Raw genomic sequence first — 15,686 nt, forward strand, 5'->3', positions numbered from 1 at the left:
AACGGAAGGTGTATCTTATAGTTTAGTTACAAACGGAGGTTACGAATGGAGAGGATGAAAGCGCTGGTGCAGTATGCACCCTATGACAGCAGGTATGAAGAGGTGGAGAAACCAACGGCGGGGCCCGGAGAAATTGTGCTGAAGGTAAAGGGCTGCGGAATCTGCGCAGGAGATCTGAAAGCATATCACGGAGGAATACGCATCTGGGGAACCTGTGAAGAGGACCGGTATATCGAGGCCCCTGTGACAGGCGGGCATGAGTTTTTCGGAGAAGTGACACAGATAGGAGAGGGAGTCGATAGCTGTGAGATCGGAGACCTGCTGGCTGTGGAGCAGATCGTTCCCTGCGGGGAATGCGGTTTCTGCAGGGAAGGAAAGTATTGGATGTGTGAAGGCTCCGCTGTATACGGTTTTAAACAGCATGCCGCAGGAGGCTTTGCCGAATACGTAAAGGTACATAAAAACAGCATCATACATAAGATTCCCGAAGCGTTCACGCCGGAGCAGGCTGTATTGATTGAGCCCCTTGCCTGCGGTATGCATGCGGTGGAGCTGGCTGGGATCCGTCACAGCGATGTGGTTGTGATTGCCGGATTAGGGGCGATCGGAACGGCCATGGTGAATATGGCAAAGCTTTCCTTGCCGGCCATGGTGATAGGTCTGGATGTGAAGGAGCACCGACTTATGCTGGGGAAGGAATACGGAGCGGATGCGGCTTTCAACCCGGCAGCGGATAATATTGATGAGGAGATCAGAAAAATGACCAAAGGAAAGGGCTGTGATGTTTATATCGAAGCTTCCGGCAGCCCGGCCAGCGTGAAGCAGGGTCTGCGCCTGCTGCGCAACCATGGAAGATATGTCCAGATGGGCGTGTTTGCAGAAGAAGTGAGCGCGGACTGGAATGTGATCGGGGATGGAAAAGAGCTGACGATCCTTGGCTCCCATCTCTCCGCCCTCACCTTTCCGGCCGTGATCGAGGGGATACGCACCGGACTTTTGAAAACAGACGGGCTGATTTCCCATATATTTAAGCTGGCGGACTGGCAGCAGGCCTTTGAAGCGGCAGAGAAAGATCCCCTCGCCATGAAGGTGATGCTGGAACCATGAACAAAGAGATAAGAACGGCGATCATCGGATACGGAAATATGGGCAGACGCTATGCGGCTGCGATAAGGAGCCACGCGATAGACGGACTGCGGCTGACGGGGATCTGCTGCCGCAGGGACTTAGTGCAGCAGGAGATCAGACGGCTTTATCCGGAAGTATCAGTCTATGGGGACGAGGCCGAACTGTTTTCCCATTCCGACAGTTATGACGCGCTGATTATCGCGACACCCCACAGGGAGCATGTCCGGCTGGCTGAGAGCGCCCTTTTAAAAGGAATCCATGTATTGTGTGAAAAGCCTCTCGGAGTCAGCATGTTACAAGCTGGCCGGCTAACCGGGATACAGCGGCAGTCAGGAGCGGCTTTTGCCATGATTTTTAATTGGAGGACGAGGCCCTGCTACCGCCGAATCAAAGAAATCGTGGAGGAAGGGCGGCTGGGCAGGATCAGCCATGTGATATGGATTGCCAACCTGTGGTACAGGACGCCGGCCTATCACAGACTGGGACCCTGGAGAAGCAGCTGGAGGGGGGAGGGAGGAGGTCTTCTGATCAATCAGATGCAGCATATATTCGATATCTGGCTATGGCTGTTCGGCATGCCGGATGCAGTGAGAGCGGCGGTGGAATTCGGCAAATTCAGTGAAATCGCTGTGGATGACAGTGCGGATCTGCTGTTTGAATACGAAAACGGCCTTCGGGGCATCTGTATCACGTCCAGCGGGGAATCTCCGGGCAGCAATCATCTGGAGATTCACGGAAGCAGAGGTAAGCTGGTTGCGGACCAGGAAACGCTTAAGCTTTATGTGAATGAGGTGAGCACGGAAGAATTCGCCGGCAGAGAGGACGGCGCGCTGACCGGCATTCCGTTTACAGAGTCCGAACTGGATCTCCCTGAAACAAAGGAGGAATATGCTGCCATCCTGCAGAACTTTGCGGATCACCTCCTGAAGGGCACTGCACTGACGGCCCCCGCGAGCGCGGGGCTGGCTGCCCTCGAGATGGCTAACGGCGCATATCTGGCTGCGTGGCTGGGCCGCCGGGTGGAATATCCGGTGGATCGGGAATTATATGAGCGTCTGCTCAAACAGAAAGAAAATGCGCAGTTACATGACGAAACGATGCCAGTCTGATGCAATGCGGGTGTATAGTTATTCATAACGATGCGGCAGGAGGTTCGGAATGAAATATACACCAAGTCATCAGACGGTTTCATCGAGGGGGTTCGTCCGGGAGCAGGACCGGACTTTGGAACAAAAAAATATAAGGATAAAAATGAGGATCAGACGCCGGCGCAGAAAACGGTGCATCCGGATCGCGGCTGTTATGCTGGCGCTTCTTGTATGGCTGGCAGCTGATACTTCCAGGCGCGGATATGTCAATCTGGCTGCGAGGGATCCGGCTTTGGCAGAACATGTTGTGACGCAGGACGATAGAAAGTACTATACGGTGGGAGCCGCGGGCAGCGATAAAACATCTGTTTATGATAATGAAAGAACGGAGGAAGAAAGCGGTGGGGATGATCTGCTTATACTGGTAAATCCGTGGAATGAGCTGCCGGAAGATTATGAGGTGGAGCTTGTACAGCTGCGCAATGATCAGGCGGTGGATGAACGCTGTTATTCAGCCCTGCAGAAGATGATGGATGACTGCAGGGAAGAAGGGCTGGAGCCGTTGATCTGCTCTTCATACCGCACTGTAAAAAGGCAGGAGGAGCTGTATCAGAAAAAGGTGAAGGAATTTAAGGCGCAGGGGCTGGCGCTTAAGGCTGCGAAAGAGGAAGCGGCCCGGGTGGTTGCGCTGCCGGGCACCAGCGAGCATCATCTGGGGCTGGCGGTGGATATCGTGGATATGAATTACCAGCAGCTGGATACCCATCAGGAAACGACAAAGGTTCAGAAATGGATGAAAGAAAACAGCTGGCGGTACGGGTTTATCCTCCGTTACCCCAGTGGAAAGAGCGATATCACCGGCATCATCTATGAGCCGTGGCATTACCGCTATGTCGGTAAGGAAGCCGCGGCAGAGATCTATGAGCAGGGAATCTGCCTGGAAGAATATCTGGAAACTTTGAAACTTTAAGAAGGAAAAGAGCGCAGCAGACCGAAACGATACCGGTTTGCTGCGTTTTTGTGCTATCACAGCCTTTTCATGAGAGCGGGTCTGCTGATATGACGGATCTTATTGATCAGAAAGCAGTCGACGACGATAAGCACAGCCAGATAGAGCAAGGCTCCGGGCAGCAGAGCATTCATCAGACAGACTGCAAGGGCGGGCAGCAGGAAACAGACACCCAGCAGTGTGGAGAGATAGAGTCCCTTTCTGGGATTTTTTGCTGTCAGGCTCAATATTCCGGAGAGAAATGTCATAGCTGCGCTAAGCGCCATCCCCACCCCATAAAGGAGTATCAGTTGTCCACCGCTGTAAAGCAGCCCCCCTCGCCCCCATTCCCGTATAGCTATCACATTGGCAGCAGCCAGACTTAATACGGAGGAAAGCAGGAGCATAAACAGCGATACCAGAAGCGGCAGCGCACATTTGCCCAGAAGGAGCGCACCGATGGAAACCGGGGTGGAGAGGAGGGATTCGCCGGTGCGGTAGACCTTTTCCCCGCCTGCCGAATAGGCCATGAGATTGGAAGAAACACGGGGGAGCATCAGTATGGTCAAGAGGATGGCATAATTGAGATCAAGCTGTCCGGTGTAGTGGTAAAACAGCCAAAGCACGATTGCCGGCGCAGGTATAAGAATGGCAAAATTGACAAGCAGTAGCTTCAGCGTGCGAAGATAACGCCATTCATGAAAGAACACACTGTATGCCTGTGAGTGCACGGCACTGCCAGACTTAAACCGGCCATGCGGTCTGCCGGCGGCCCGGCCTTCTGCCTCCATAAATCCGGAACGGCCCAGTTTGCGTATGGATAAGACACATACCAGGGTGAATACAGCCAGGAATCCGATATAAAGGATACAGACAGCTATGGAAGGAAACCACAGTTCATCCTGGCCGCTTGTCAGCAGTACTGTAATAATCACTGTAAGGAAGGCCAGCAGATAGCCGGCCGGCGCCGATCTGCGGCTGGCAGCCCGCACATCTACTGATTTGGCGGAGACTAAGCATCCCCAGAGCGCGAAGCCGCATAATGTGAGCAGAGATACAGCCGTGCACAGCATCCATGCGGCCGGGCGTACAGCGCTTCCGATCCCCAAAGCCTCAGAAACGGCCAGCATGCATCCAAACATCAGCAGATAGTGGCAGGAAGCGCACAGGATAGAAAAGAGCGCCTTGCCGGTCATGTATGACTGAGAGGACAGAGGTGTTGACAGCAGCGATTCCAGGGTCCGGTTTTCTCTTTCTCCGGCCACGGATTCCGCATTCCACTGCTTTTGCAGGGACAGGGTGGCAAAAATGGCAAGAGAGAATACAGATCCGGCATTTCTGGACAGAAGAGGAAAGAGTATGCCGAATATGGCAATACCCCCGATATAGAACAAAAGCATGCCTTTATCCTGCAAAAACAGCCGGCACTGATGGCGCAATACGAATCCGGTCTGTTTCATCTGCCGTCACCGCCTTCCAGCATCAGATAGAGCTTTTCAAGGCTGAAAACACCGTTCTCCATGTATTCAGGATGCTTCTGCAGTTCATCCATATTGCCGGTGAATATGTCGCGTCCATGGCGGAAGACGATGATTTTACTGCATAGCTTCTGCGCTTCTTCCAAATTATGCGTGGTCAGCACGATGGTGGCATGGCTGTCCTTAACAAGAGAGAGTAACATTTTGCGAAGCTCCATGGTGCTGACCGGATCCAGCCCGTTTGTGGGCTCATCCAGCAGAAGGAGTTTGGGCCGGTGCAGCATGGCGCGGATCAGTGCTGTTTTCTTTTTCATGCCTGTGGAAAAGCCCTTAACGGGCAGATCACATTTATCCGGCATTTCAAACAGTTCCAGCAGATCATGGATCCTGCGGTCGGCTTCCCCGCGGGGAAGTCCGTAGATATCGGCGTAGTAGATCAGGTTCTCATAGACGGACAGAGGTTCGTAGAGGCCGGTGTCCTCAGATAACACGCCGCACATACTGCGCACCGCCTCTCCGTCTTTGACCGGACTGCGGCCGAATACGGACACATTCCCCTGATCTGGCTCAAGCAGCCCTAAAAGCAGGCGCAGCGTGGTGGTTTTGCCTGCGCCGTTATGCCCGAGAAAAGCGCATACATCCCCCTCCCTGATACTGCAGTTTAAGCCGTCTAATGCGTGCACGCTGCCAAAACTTTTATATACTTCTGTTAACTCGATTACAGACATGGCGGACTCCCTTAAGAATTTTATAGTTCCCTTGATTATACTATTCGGGATGGGGCTTGTAAAGCTGCGGACAAGGAAGCCGTAATTTTATGTTTTGCGATTATTACAGACGGCAACGCCTGGTCGTTTTAAGTATCAAATGCAGCTGAATACCGAAAACGGTATGAACTGCTTTAACGATACATTGGAATATCTGGGAGAGTATCTTAAGGTTAACCAATATGACCCGCGCGAATACATACGCTTGATTAACAAAAAAGCACTATCGATTCAGCGGCACAATCGGTATATAATAGAAATTGCTTATTGTGTTAATCCTGCTTTTTTTTTATAGTTTAAATATCATAGAAGATTAGGGAGGAAGTTTCTTATGGCGTGGATGCGGTTCCAAATCAGCCAACACATTAAAACGGCGGGCATGCCGGTATCTGTTGACGTTCTGTTTCCTGAACATCGGAAAAATAATTGCGAAAAAGTAAAAACGCTGTATCTGCTTCATGGTTATCATGGAGACAGAACAGACTGGCTGCTTAAGACGAATCTGCTGAGAAAAGTGGAAGGATATCCCATCGCAGTGGTACTGCCGGACGGCTTAAACAGTTTTTATGTAAATCTGCCCAGCACGCACTATTTTTCTGATTACTTGTGCCAGGAATTGCCGCAGTATCTGGAAAGTATACTGCCATTGTCAGACCAAAGAGAAGATAAATATATAGCTGGTTTATCCATGGGGGGATATGGGGCTTTTCGGCAGGCACTAAATCACCCTGAGGTATTTGGCGCAGCCGCCTCATTTTCAGGAGTAATGGATATCCGAGCCATGTATCAAATGCATATGACCACAACGCCGGTCAGCCACATTTTTGGACCGGAAGATAAACTGGGAGAAAGTGGAAACGATTTGTTTGCTGCTGCCCGGAGGTTGTCGGAGGAAAAAGTGGATGTTCCAAAGCTGATGCAGCTGTGTGGAACAGAAGATCCTCTCCTGGAGCCAAACCGGAAGTTTGCGCAGGCGCTGAAAGAATTGAATATTCCAGTGATGTATGAGGAAAGTCCGGGAGCGCATGATTGGGATTACTGGGAGCAGTGCCTTGATAAATTGCTAAACTTTCTGGAAATCGGAAAGGAGGTTACGTTATGAGCTTTGTTGAGTTGAACTTTTATTCGGATACTCTGCAGATGAAGGTAGACGTGAATGTGGTAGTTCCCGATTGTGAGCCTGGAAAAAAGACAAAAGTTTTATGGCTTTATCATGGCGGTTATGGCGATCACAGCGATTGGGTGCACAACACGAATGTTGTGCGTATGGCAAAAGAGCGCGGCATTGCAGTTGTAATGCCCGGAGTACATAATTCCTGCTTTGTAAATATGGTGAATGGACCTGCTTATGGCACTTACGTAGGTGTGGAATTGCCAACGGTATTAAGATCGATGTTTACTGTTTTCTCAGCAGAGCGTACCGATAATTATGTATGCGGATTTTCAAACGGCGGTTATGGCTGTATTAAAATCGGCCTGACTTATCCGGAAACCTTTGGATATATAGGTGCGTTTGCTGCCGGTGACCAGGAAGATAATGAATTTCATAATAGTGCGGACGGCTGGTCAGGAAACAGAATCGCCATGTTTGGAACGGGAGAAATAAAGGGGACGGAATACTCGCTGAAGCACTGTGCACGGGAATTGCTGCGCAGCAAAAGAACACTGCCTGTCGTGTACCATGCCTGTGGCGAGTTCGATCCCTGGCACGATAAAAACCAGCTGGTACGCAATTTCTTTGAAGGGCTGGAAGGAAATCCGTTTCATTATCATTATAAGGAATATACGGGTTTAGGCCATACAAACGTATTCCGCGAGACCGCATTGAATGATTTCCTGAATTACCATAAAATTGGAACTGACAGCCGCCTTAGATAAGTATCACTGTCAAATATTTTGGGCTATGGTATGTTTACCACAGCCCCTTTTTGATGTTACAGAAGGATTCGATTGGTTAAATAGAGCAACAGCCATAAAGCGACGGCCCGCAGCAAGTATGGTATGCCGGGGCATACTTGAAATCACTTACGCATATAATTTAATAAACTAATTACTCATTATCTTTTCACATCTAAAAAAAAGATAAAAATTATGTTATAATATTAAAAATAATAAGCGGACAAAATATGCCCGCTAACAATTTTCTGTGCATTGCACATAAGAGACCGGAATACGGTCTCTATGTGCTCATAGCAATAAAAATAAGGGGGGACAAGCTTTGAGGCGCAAAGTGCAATATAAAAAAGGGATATTCTTTTATCTTTTATTGCTGCCGCTGCTTGCTGTTTTAATTGTTGGGGCAGGGTCCTATGGAATCTATATAAATGAAATGGAGAAAAGGCTGAACATATCCCTGGAGGCGGCTGGCGAGCAGCTCGAAAACAGAGTGGATAACGTAGTTTACAATATCAGTAAACTATATCTTGAGGCAGCTGACAGCACTGCGGTAAAGGAACTTGCAAGAAAAGACGCAAGAGAAATTTTTTATGTTGGCCTTAAAGACACATTGCAGGAATTGCAGGGCCCATATTACCTGCGGGATTATATTGATGGGTTCAGCCTGATTAATATAGAGTATGGGTGGATATTGTCGAATCGCGGCTTATATTCCTTAAATGATGCCCTGAATAAAGCGGAAGTTGAAAGATTATTTCAGATTGCTGCAGATCATGGACGGCAAAATTCGTGGTGGATGAACCAGCTTGAGGATAATTTTGGAACAGATAAGATAAATCGATTGGAAGTGAATTTAAGGGGATTGACTCGTGTCATAAAGGTTCCTCCGATGGCCAGGGATTGTACTTCCCTGCTTGTTGTCAATATCAATATGCAGAAATTATCCGGTCTGATTTCTGACGGGATCGGGGAATATGGAATGACCGTATTGGACGAAGCGGGTTTACTGGTATATACGAATCAGAAGGATCAGGAAGAATTAAATGAGGTTTTTAAAGCAGGGAATAATGCAAAGAATTCCGGGATGATCATCGGCGAGGAAGGCCAGAGTTTGCGTATGGCTGTCAGTAAATCTACGGCATCGGGTTGGGTATATGTTGCCAGCTATGACAGATCCATCGTAAGCCAGGGAGCGAAAGAGATATTAATATTGGCCATTTTAGTAGTCGCGGTACTTAGCGCAGTGTTTATCATGGCATTATACGGCACTGAGAAGATTTATTATCCTGTGAGCCAATTGGTGAAGTATGCGTTAAATCTCAATAAAGAACCAGGAGAAAATCAGGAAGATACAGAGCAAAAAGAGAAAAATCAAAATGAGTTTTTATATATTAGTAAAACGATGAATAAGCTGGCGTCTTCAAAGGCAGATTTGGAGATTATGTTGGAGGAACAGAAAATTCAACTTCAGGAGCTTCTGATGCACAGAATTTTAGCTGGTGAAATCAGTGCTGACATAATTCCGGCAAGAGCACAACAGTTAGGTCTGAAACATACGGGTTGCCTGTACGTGGTTTCCACGGCTGTGAGAGCCAATATGGAAGATGGAGAAATTGTTCCGGAAGACACACAGCAGGACATTATTTCCTTAGCGTTGGTAAAAAATATTCCAGATAAATTAACCTCTTTTTTGCTGTTGAGACCGTTTTGGAATGGCACGGTTATTTTTTCTGTTTTGTGCGGTGAAGATAAAGAAGCTCTGCAGGAGGGCGTATTGAATTACCAGCATGATCTGGCGGTTTATGCAACACAGGAATATAATTGTCAGGTATACAGCGGGGTTAGTGATTTGTTTTTTGAATTGTCCCATTCCCAGGAAGCATATCGTGAAAGTCTGGAGGCATTAAAAAATAATGAGTTGTTGAAAAAAGACTCAGAGCAGGTAGTCCAGGAAAAGTATGATCTCGTTTTTTATTCTGATTTTACAGCGAGGTATAAGAATGCATTGCACTGTGATCTGTCCTATGAAGCGCAGATCCGGGATGCGGTGGTTAATGGGGAACTGGATCGGGCGTTCGCTGTAACCGATAATTTTGTAAATGCTCTCATAGAAAACAAAGTGATACTGCAGGAACGAACACTGGCATTGTATAAATATCTGGTAGCAATATTGTCGGTGGCAGGACAAGCCGGTTTATCTGCCAATGAAATATTTGAGGAAAAAGACAAAGACCTGTTTTCCATGATAAGCGTTATATACGAATGGGATCAGATCAGAAATTTCTATAAGAGGAAGGTAATCAGTCCGCTGATCAGCCGCCTGAATTTGTTCAGGGAAGGAAGCGTGGATTCCGTTTTGAACAGGGTGATCAGCCTGGTGAAAGAAAGGGAAGGGAATATAACTTTGGCAGAATGTGCAGATAATTTGGGGCATCATCCCAGCTATATATGGAAAATTATGACAAGCCGAATGAATGTTACCTTCAGTGAATATCTGGCAGCATATAAATTAGAGCTTGCAAAAAAAATGCTGCTGGAAACGGAAATGACGGTTGCTGAAATTGCAGAAAGGCTGAATTATACTAGCGCGCAAAACTTTAACCGCTTTTTTACGAAGTATGAAAACGTATCGCCTGGGAAATACAGAAAAATGAATAAAGGTTAATGATAAATTATGCTGAATATATGGCTGAGATGCTTGGGTGCGGCTGGTCCTTGAATGTATATGGACCAGCTGCTTTTTTGCGTATAGTGGGCGCATTTGTCAATAAACACAATAAAATGTACTAAACAAAGGTATCATTTTATTGCCATTACAGCTTTTTGGAAAGAGTGGCGCATGAACTATGTGCATAATACATATATGAAAATATAAAGAACATTGAATTTATGGGAAAAATGCTGTAGTCTTGGATTGAATCGGAAGTAAACAAGGAGGATGTAGAATATGGCTGGAAAAACAGCACTGATTAACAAAACTAAAAAACAACCATTTCATATTTATTTTAAGCATCATTGGTGGTTGTATGCGATGTTTTTACCGGGAGCGATTTATTTTATAGTATTTAAGTATATACCAATCACGAACCTGGTAATCGCATTTCAGGATTATAATCCCTGGCTGGGATTGTTTAAGAGTCCATTTGTAGGATGGAAGCACTTTGAGAACTTTTTTAAAGGTAATGATTTCTTTATGCTGCTAAGGAACACATTGGCGATTTCATTTTTAAATCTGATATTTTATTTCCCCATGCCGATTATAGTAGCATTGCTGCTAAACGAGATAAAAAATTATCGTTATAAAAGCAGTATTCAAACCATGATATACATACCATATTTTATTTCCATGGTTATTGTTGCCAGTATCACTTATACATTATTAAATGAGCGTGACGGTGTTATTAATATGATTATCAAGGAATTTTCCGGGGAAACGGTAAAATTTCTGTCTGGAAAGGAATATTTCAGAGGCATAATCGTAATACAGAATATTTGGAAAGAAACCGGTTGGGGAATGATAATTTTTCTTGCGGCACTGGCCGGAGTTGATATGGAGCTTTATGAAGCTGCCAGAGTCGATGGAGCTGGACGATGGAAACAGATGTGGCATATCACGCTGCCGGCTATCCGGGGAACGATCGTCATAATGCTGATCTTAAGAGTCGGAGCAATATTAAACACCGGATTTGAGCAGATCTTCCTGATGTCAAACTCTCTGAACCGGTCTGTTGCAGAAGTATTTGATACCTATGTTTATCGTCTGGGAATAACCAATGGCCAGTATTCTTTTTCAACCGCTGTCGGTCTGTTTAAGGGTATTGTCGGCTGTATTATGGTGCTGGGTACGAACTGGGTAGCAAAAAGATGCGGCGAGACAGGCATTTATTAGGAGGAAAACGGGATGATAAAGCAAAAAAGAAGCAATAAAATTAAAGGCAGTTTAGGCGACCGCATATCCATAACCGGGATATACATATTTGCCGGCCTGATCGGTATCATCTGTATATTGCCGTTTTTATATGTGGTGGGCGGCTCCTTTGCTACTGAAAAAGAGCTGACGGAGAAAGCGTTTTTAATCGTACCATCCGAATTTTCTCTGAATGCTTTTAAGTTTATAATCGATGACGGCAGAATTTTTAACGGATTGAAAAACTCCATCATTGTTACTGTATGGGGAACGATTCTGGCAATGGTTATGACAACCACTTTTGCCTATCCTCTCTCGAGAAGCGATTTCCGGGGCAGAAACCTGTCATTGAATCTGGTAATCGTTACGATGGTTTTCTCCGGGGGAATGATTCCTGGCTATCTGCTGGTTAAATCACTTGGAATGCTTGATTCCTATTGGGCTCTGACATTGCCAGGTGCCATCAGCGCGTTTAATATGGTTATCGTTAAAAACTTTTTCCAGAATATACCGAGAGAATTGGAAGAAGCTGCTACTATAGACGGGTGTTCAGACTTTGATATATTTGTTAAAATAGTACTTCCGTTATCGAAACCTGTATTGGCTTCCATCAGCCTGTTCTATGCGGTTGGTTTATGGAATGATTATTTTAACTGCATGCTTTATATCAATGATTCCAGTAAGCATACGGCTCAGTTGATATTGAGATCAATTGTAATACTGGCTCAGGGCTTTGATTTGACCGGTTCCAGACTGGATTTCGGTCTGGCAGGAGCACCGCCGGAGCAGGCAGTGAAACTGGCAACTACGGTAGTGACAACCATACCGATTCTAATCGTATACCCTTTTATACAAAAGTTCTTTACCAAAGGTGTAATGATTGGTGCAGTCAAAGGATGATGGAGTGTCGTCAGGATATTTACCGGTTATTCCGGTTAATATAAAATGCTGTATCACTTTGTACTGTTATAATACAGATTGAACAGCTCAAAATCACAAATAGGAGGAGAAAACATGAAACAACACAAGAAAACGGTAGCATTGTTATTGGCTGTCCTTGTTTTGGTTGTGGCTTGTCTGGGCGGTTGCGCAGACAAAGATGCCGGCAGCACGGGCAAAACGGAACCAGCTACGCAGGGTACGACAAGTGCTCAGGGAAGTACGGGGGATACAACCGCAGCAGCAGAACCAGGTGATTTCCATGCCGAATTGCCGGATGATTTTGAAATCACTATTATGGTGAATGACTGGAACGGAAATCCCAACAGCGGCGATCACAGCGAAGAAATTCGTCAGATGCTGGAAGAACATACCGGATACAAAATTAATGTTATGTGGGTTACCAGCGATAACTATAATGACAAGCTCAGCACAATTTTAGCCGGCGGCAAAGAGGGGCTTCCCAAGATCCTGTTCGTTCCGATAACGAATGGCGTGGTAATCAGCGCTGCGGCAAACGGGGCGTTTCATCCGATTGAAGACTACCTGTATAATTCGGAGGTTTATCCGAATATATCGCAGGCGGATCCGCAGATTAATCAGTCATTTACTATTGACGGACATCTGTATGGTTTATATATGCAGGCCAGCACGGTGGGCAGATATGGATTCGGATACAGACAGGATTGGGCGGATAAGCTTGGCATTGAAGCACCAAAGACAATTCAGGATGTTTACGATCTGTTGTATGCCTTCACATATGACGATCCGGATGGTAACGGTAAAGAAGATACCTATGGATTAAACCTCTGCAGTTATACGGGACCGCTGGATATTATGCAGACCTGGTTTGGCTGCGGCAATGAGTGGGTAGAGGACGAAAGCGGCCAGCTGGTTCCGGTACATATGACCGAAGAGTATATGGAAGCTCTGGATTGGTTTAAGAAGTTGTATGACGACGGACTGATTTCCAGCGACTGGGCAATCCGTGATACGGGTACTTGGAAAGACGACAATAATAATGGAATAGCAGGCGCATTTTGTGATTGTACGGACAATGTAAGAAGAATATGGGATTATTACGAACAGAATGGAATACCCAGTGTTACAGATTCTTCGAAGACAGCAACGATGGGAATGATTCCCGGCATAGCAAAGGATGAAAATTCCGATCCTAAGACGCTTGCGGCAGCTCCAACCTACGCGTTTGCCATCACACAGGCTGCAGAGAGCGATGCGGAGGTTCAGGCATGTCTGGAGTTCCTTGACAAGATGTGTGATGATGAGGCACTAATGCTTGCTATGTATGGCCTGCAGGATATTCATTGGGAGTATAATGAAAACAATGAAGTTGTGAAAATCCATCCGGAAGATCAAGCGCTGCATAAAGCGTATAATGGCCTGAACCAGCTGACACCCTATATTCCAAACAGAACTCCGTCAAATTATACCATTGCTCAGGATGAGCAGACCAAAATGCAGGAGGCCACATACAGTGCTTCTGAAAAGATTGCAGTGTTCAATCCGGCCAGCGGGTATCTTAGCAATTCAGCTACCTATATCTCCAACGGCGGTAATCTGGATTTAATTATCGATGATGCCAGAACACAGTATATTGTGGGTGATATCGATAAGGAAGGATTGCAGAGCGCATGGGAGCTTTGGCTGACTTCCGGCGGGCAGGATGTTATCAATGAGGTAAACGAACAGCATAAAGCAAACAAATAATTGAATAATGTTTATCTTTTCCGGCATCGGCAGGACTTATGCCGATGCCGGAAAAAGCATGTCGTCTTCTGATGCAGAAGTATTTATTTAAAAATTGGGAGGATTGAGAATGAAGAGATCAATTCATAGAATGGCTTCTGCCTTATTGGCAGCGATATTAATACTCACTATGGCTGCTGGCTGCACAAAGGACACTTCAAAGGAAACGAAAGCGCCGGATACTACGGCAGGAAGTACCGAGAAGGAGACTGAAGGTAATACAGATGATTGGCATGCACAGCTGCCCGAAGGCTTTGCGATTACACTGATGTTGAACGATTTTGAAGGAAGCCCGAACAGCGGTGAATATGGCGAACAAATACTGAATATGATTAAAGAGTATACGGGCTATGATATACAGATTCAATGGGTTACAAGTGATAACTTTGATGATAAGCTGGGCACGGTTCTGGCCAGCGGCGTGGAAAATATGCCGATGATTATACCTGTGAATGCTACAAAAGGGCTCATTATTAATTCCGCGCTGGCGGGGGCGTTTAATCCGTTAGAGGACTATATCGGCAATGCGCAGGACTATCCGAATCTGTCCCTGTATGATCAGGATATCGCAAATACCTTTACCATTAACGGGCATTTATACGGCGCTTATATGAATTCCGCCAGAATCGGACGCTTTGGCCTTAGCTATCGTACGGACTGGGCTGAGAAGCTGGGGATCGGTGTACCTAAGACTGTTGATGATGTATATAATCTGTTTTATCAGTTTACTTATGGAGATCCTGACGGTAACGGTAAGAACGATACATATGCACTGAATCTTTGTAAATATACCGGACCGTTGGATGTCATGCAAACCTGGTTTGGGGTAGGCAATAAATGGATTGAAGATGAAAACGGCGATATGGTTCCTGTTCATATGACAAAAGAGTATATGGATGCGCTGAGCTGGTTCAAAAAATTATATGATGAAGGCCTGATTGCCAATGACTGGGTAATCCGTGATACAGGAACCTGGAAAGATGACAATTATAATTCGGTAGCGGGCGCATATTGTGATTGTATAGATGATGGCAGAAGAATATGGGATTACTTCACACAGAATGATATCAAGAGCATAACGAATCCGGAGGAAACGGCTACCATGACGTTTGTGCCGGGTGTTTCAGTGGATGGTACGGATCCGCATACGCTTGCCAGTGCTCCCACCACTTTTTTTGCTGTTACAAAAGCGGCCAAGTCTGAGGCAGAAGTCAAAGCATGTCTTGAATTTTTAGACAAAATGGGCGATGATGAGATGTTGATGCTGATCATGTATGGACTGGAAGGAATCCATTGGGAACTGAATGAAGCTGGTGAGGTTGTACAGATCACCCCGGAAGATAAGATGCTGCATAAAGGATATACAGGGTTAAATCAGATGAGTCCTTATCAGCCGAATCCGAATCCAACAAACTATGTGATTTATCGTACACCGGCTGCTATTGCACAGGATGATGCGTTTGCTGAAGCCGGTAAAATCGCAGTGCTTAATCCTGCGATGGGATATTTGGGAAATTCACCTACTTATGCTACGAACGGCGGTAATCTTGATCTGATTCTGGATGATGCCAGAACCCAGTATATCGTAGGGGATATTGATGAAGCGGGTCTGCAGGCGGCGTGGGATCAATGGCTGGCGTCCGGCGGACAGCAGGTAATCGATGAAGTAAACGAACAGCATAATCAGAACAAATAGTTTACGGCAAATATCCATGACTGCTTACATGC

At 46.2% G+C, this 15,686-nt stretch carries 12 protein-coding genes; 10 read left to right on the forward strand and 2 right to left on the reverse strand.

The genetic code is table 11. The features are described from left to right. The first annotated feature begins 45 nt into the window (after positions 1 to 45). From DWZ56_RS09960 to DWZ56_RS09970, 3 genes are read left to right on the forward strand one after another with little or no spacing between them, the layout of a single operon-like run. Positions 46 to 1,107 (forward strand): zinc-binding dehydrogenase, encoded by a 1,062-nt coding sequence (locus DWZ56_RS09960; RefSeq protein WP_118556495.1) that lies wholly within the window; start codon positions 46 to 48, stop codon positions 1,105 to 1,107. Then, entirely contained in the window at positions 1,104 to 2,237 is a 1,134-nt protein-coding gene (locus tag DWZ56_RS09965) for a Gfo/Idh/MocA family protein (protein ID WP_118556496.1), read from the forward strand. Before DWZ56_RS09960 ends, DWZ56_RS09965 begins: the two co-directional genes overlap by 4 nt. A gap of 49 nt (positions 2,238 to 2,286) precedes the next feature. Further along, positions 2,287 to 3,186 carry a M15 family metallopeptidase gene (locus tag DWZ56_RS09970; protein ID WP_243095179.1) on the forward strand — a complete coding sequence of 300 codons (900 nt, stop codon included), beginning with the start codon at positions 2,287 to 2,289 and terminating at the stop codon, positions 3,184 to 3,186. Between the two features lie 56 nt (positions 3,187 to 3,242). Here DWZ56_RS09970 and DWZ56_RS09975 read toward each other — a convergent pair whose 3' ends face one another. Both DWZ56_RS09975 and DWZ56_RS09980 read right to left on the reverse strand, forming a co-directional pair. Continuing rightward, positions 3,243 to 4,664, reverse strand: a complete 1,422-nt coding sequence (locus tag DWZ56_RS09975; RefSeq protein WP_118556497.1) for an ABC transporter permease subunit — start codon at positions 4,662 to 4,664, stop codon at positions 3,243 to 3,245. Further along, positions 4,661 to 5,410, reverse strand: coding sequence for an ABC transporter ATP-binding protein (locus DWZ56_RS09980; RefSeq protein ID WP_118556498.1), 750 nt, complete (start codon positions 5,408 to 5,410; stop codon positions 4,661 to 4,663). Before DWZ56_RS09980 ends, DWZ56_RS09975 begins: the two co-directional genes overlap by 4 nt. A 370-nt stretch (positions 5,411 to 5,780) precedes the next feature. Here DWZ56_RS09980 and DWZ56_RS09985 point away from each other — a divergent pair, with 370 nt between their 5' ends. The 7 genes from DWZ56_RS09985 (at position 5,781) to DWZ56_RS10015 (ending at position 15,654) form a co-directional block, all read left to right on the forward strand. Further along, complete coding sequence (locus tag DWZ56_RS09985; RefSeq protein WP_118556499.1) at positions 5,781 to 6,551, forward strand: alpha/beta hydrolase; 771 nt, start codon at positions 5,781 to 5,783, stop codon at positions 6,549 to 6,551. Next, positions 6,548 to 7,327: an alpha/beta hydrolase gene (locus tag DWZ56_RS09990; protein ID WP_118556500.1), complete on the forward strand. Its 780-nt coding sequence runs from the start codon at positions 6,548 to 6,550 to the stop codon at positions 7,325 to 7,327. Before DWZ56_RS09985 ends, DWZ56_RS09990 begins: the two co-directional genes overlap by 4 nt. Positions 7,328 to 7,667: 340 nt before the next feature. Continuing rightward, positions 7,668 to 10,010, forward strand: a complete 2,343-nt coding sequence (locus tag DWZ56_RS09995; RefSeq protein WP_118556501.1) for a helix-turn-helix transcriptional regulator — start codon at positions 7,668 to 7,670, stop codon at positions 10,008 to 10,010. A gap of 282 nt (positions 10,011 to 10,292) precedes the next feature. Then, complete coding sequence (locus DWZ56_RS10000) at positions 10,293 to 11,234, forward strand: ABC transporter permease (protein ID WP_118556502.1); 942 nt, start codon at positions 10,293 to 10,295, stop codon at positions 11,232 to 11,234. Positions 11,235 to 11,246: 12 nt separating this feature from the next. Continuing rightward, the gene (locus DWZ56_RS10005) at positions 11,247 to 12,152 is read left to right on the forward strand and encodes a carbohydrate ABC transporter permease (protein WP_118556503.1); all 906 of its coding nucleotides are present in this window, start codon (positions 11,247 to 11,249) and stop codon (positions 12,150 to 12,152) included. A gap of 114 nt (positions 12,153 to 12,266) precedes the next feature. Continuing rightward, positions 12,267 to 13,919: an extracellular solute-binding protein gene (locus DWZ56_RS10010; RefSeq protein ID WP_118556504.1), complete on the forward strand. Its 1,653-nt coding sequence runs from the start codon at positions 12,267 to 12,269 to the stop codon at positions 13,917 to 13,919. A gap of 109 nt (positions 13,920 to 14,028) precedes the next feature. Continuing rightward, complete coding sequence (locus DWZ56_RS10015) at positions 14,029 to 15,654, forward strand: extracellular solute-binding protein (protein WP_118556505.1); 1,626 nt, start codon at positions 14,029 to 14,031, stop codon at positions 15,652 to 15,654. Positions 15,655 to 15,686 lie beyond the last annotated feature (32 nt).

The sequence above is a fragment of the Lachnotalea sp. AF33-28 genome (assembly GCF_003477885.1).
Taxonomy (GTDB): Bacteria; Bacillota; Clostridia; order Lachnospirales; family Lachnospiraceae; genus AF33-28.

Bases quoted from the DNA above. Each gene is read 5' to 3' on its own strand.
- DWZ56_RS09960 (WP_118556495.1), top strand. From the start codon at position 46: ATGGAGAGGATGAAAGCGCTGGTGCAGTATGCACCCTATGACAGCAGG.
- DWZ56_RS09965 (WP_118556496.1), top strand. From the start codon at position 1,104: ATGAACAAAGAGATAAGAACGGCGATCATCGGATACGGAAATATGGGC.
- DWZ56_RS09970 (WP_243095179.1), top strand. From the start codon at position 2,287: ATGAAATATACACCAAGTCATCAGACGGTTTCATCGAGGGGGTTCGTC.
- DWZ56_RS09975 (WP_118556497.1), bottom strand. From the start codon at position 4,664: ATGAAACAGACCGGATTCGTATTGCGCCATCAGTGCCGGCTGTTTTTG.
- DWZ56_RS09980 (WP_118556498.1), bottom strand. From the start codon at position 5,410: ATGTCTGTAATCGAGTTAACAGAAGTATATAAAAGTTTTGGCAGCGTG.
- DWZ56_RS09985 (WP_118556499.1), top strand. From the start codon at position 5,781: ATGGCGTGGATGCGGTTCCAAATCAGCCAACACATTAAAACGGCGGGC.
- DWZ56_RS09990 (WP_118556500.1), top strand. From the start codon at position 6,548: ATGAGCTTTGTTGAGTTGAACTTTTATTCGGATACTCTGCAGATGAAG.
- DWZ56_RS10000 (WP_118556502.1), top strand. From the start codon at position 10,293: ATGGCTGGAAAAACAGCACTGATTAACAAAACTAAAAAACAACCATTT.
- DWZ56_RS10005 (WP_118556503.1), top strand. From the start codon at position 11,247: ATGATAAAGCAAAAAAGAAGCAATAAAATTAAAGGCAGTTTAGGCGAC.
- DWZ56_RS10010 (WP_118556504.1), top strand. From the start codon at position 12,267: ATGAAACAACACAAGAAAACGGTAGCATTGTTATTGGCTGTCCTTGTT.
- DWZ56_RS10015 (WP_118556505.1), top strand. From the start codon at position 14,029: ATGAAGAGATCAATTCATAGAATGGCTTCTGCCTTATTGGCAGCGATA.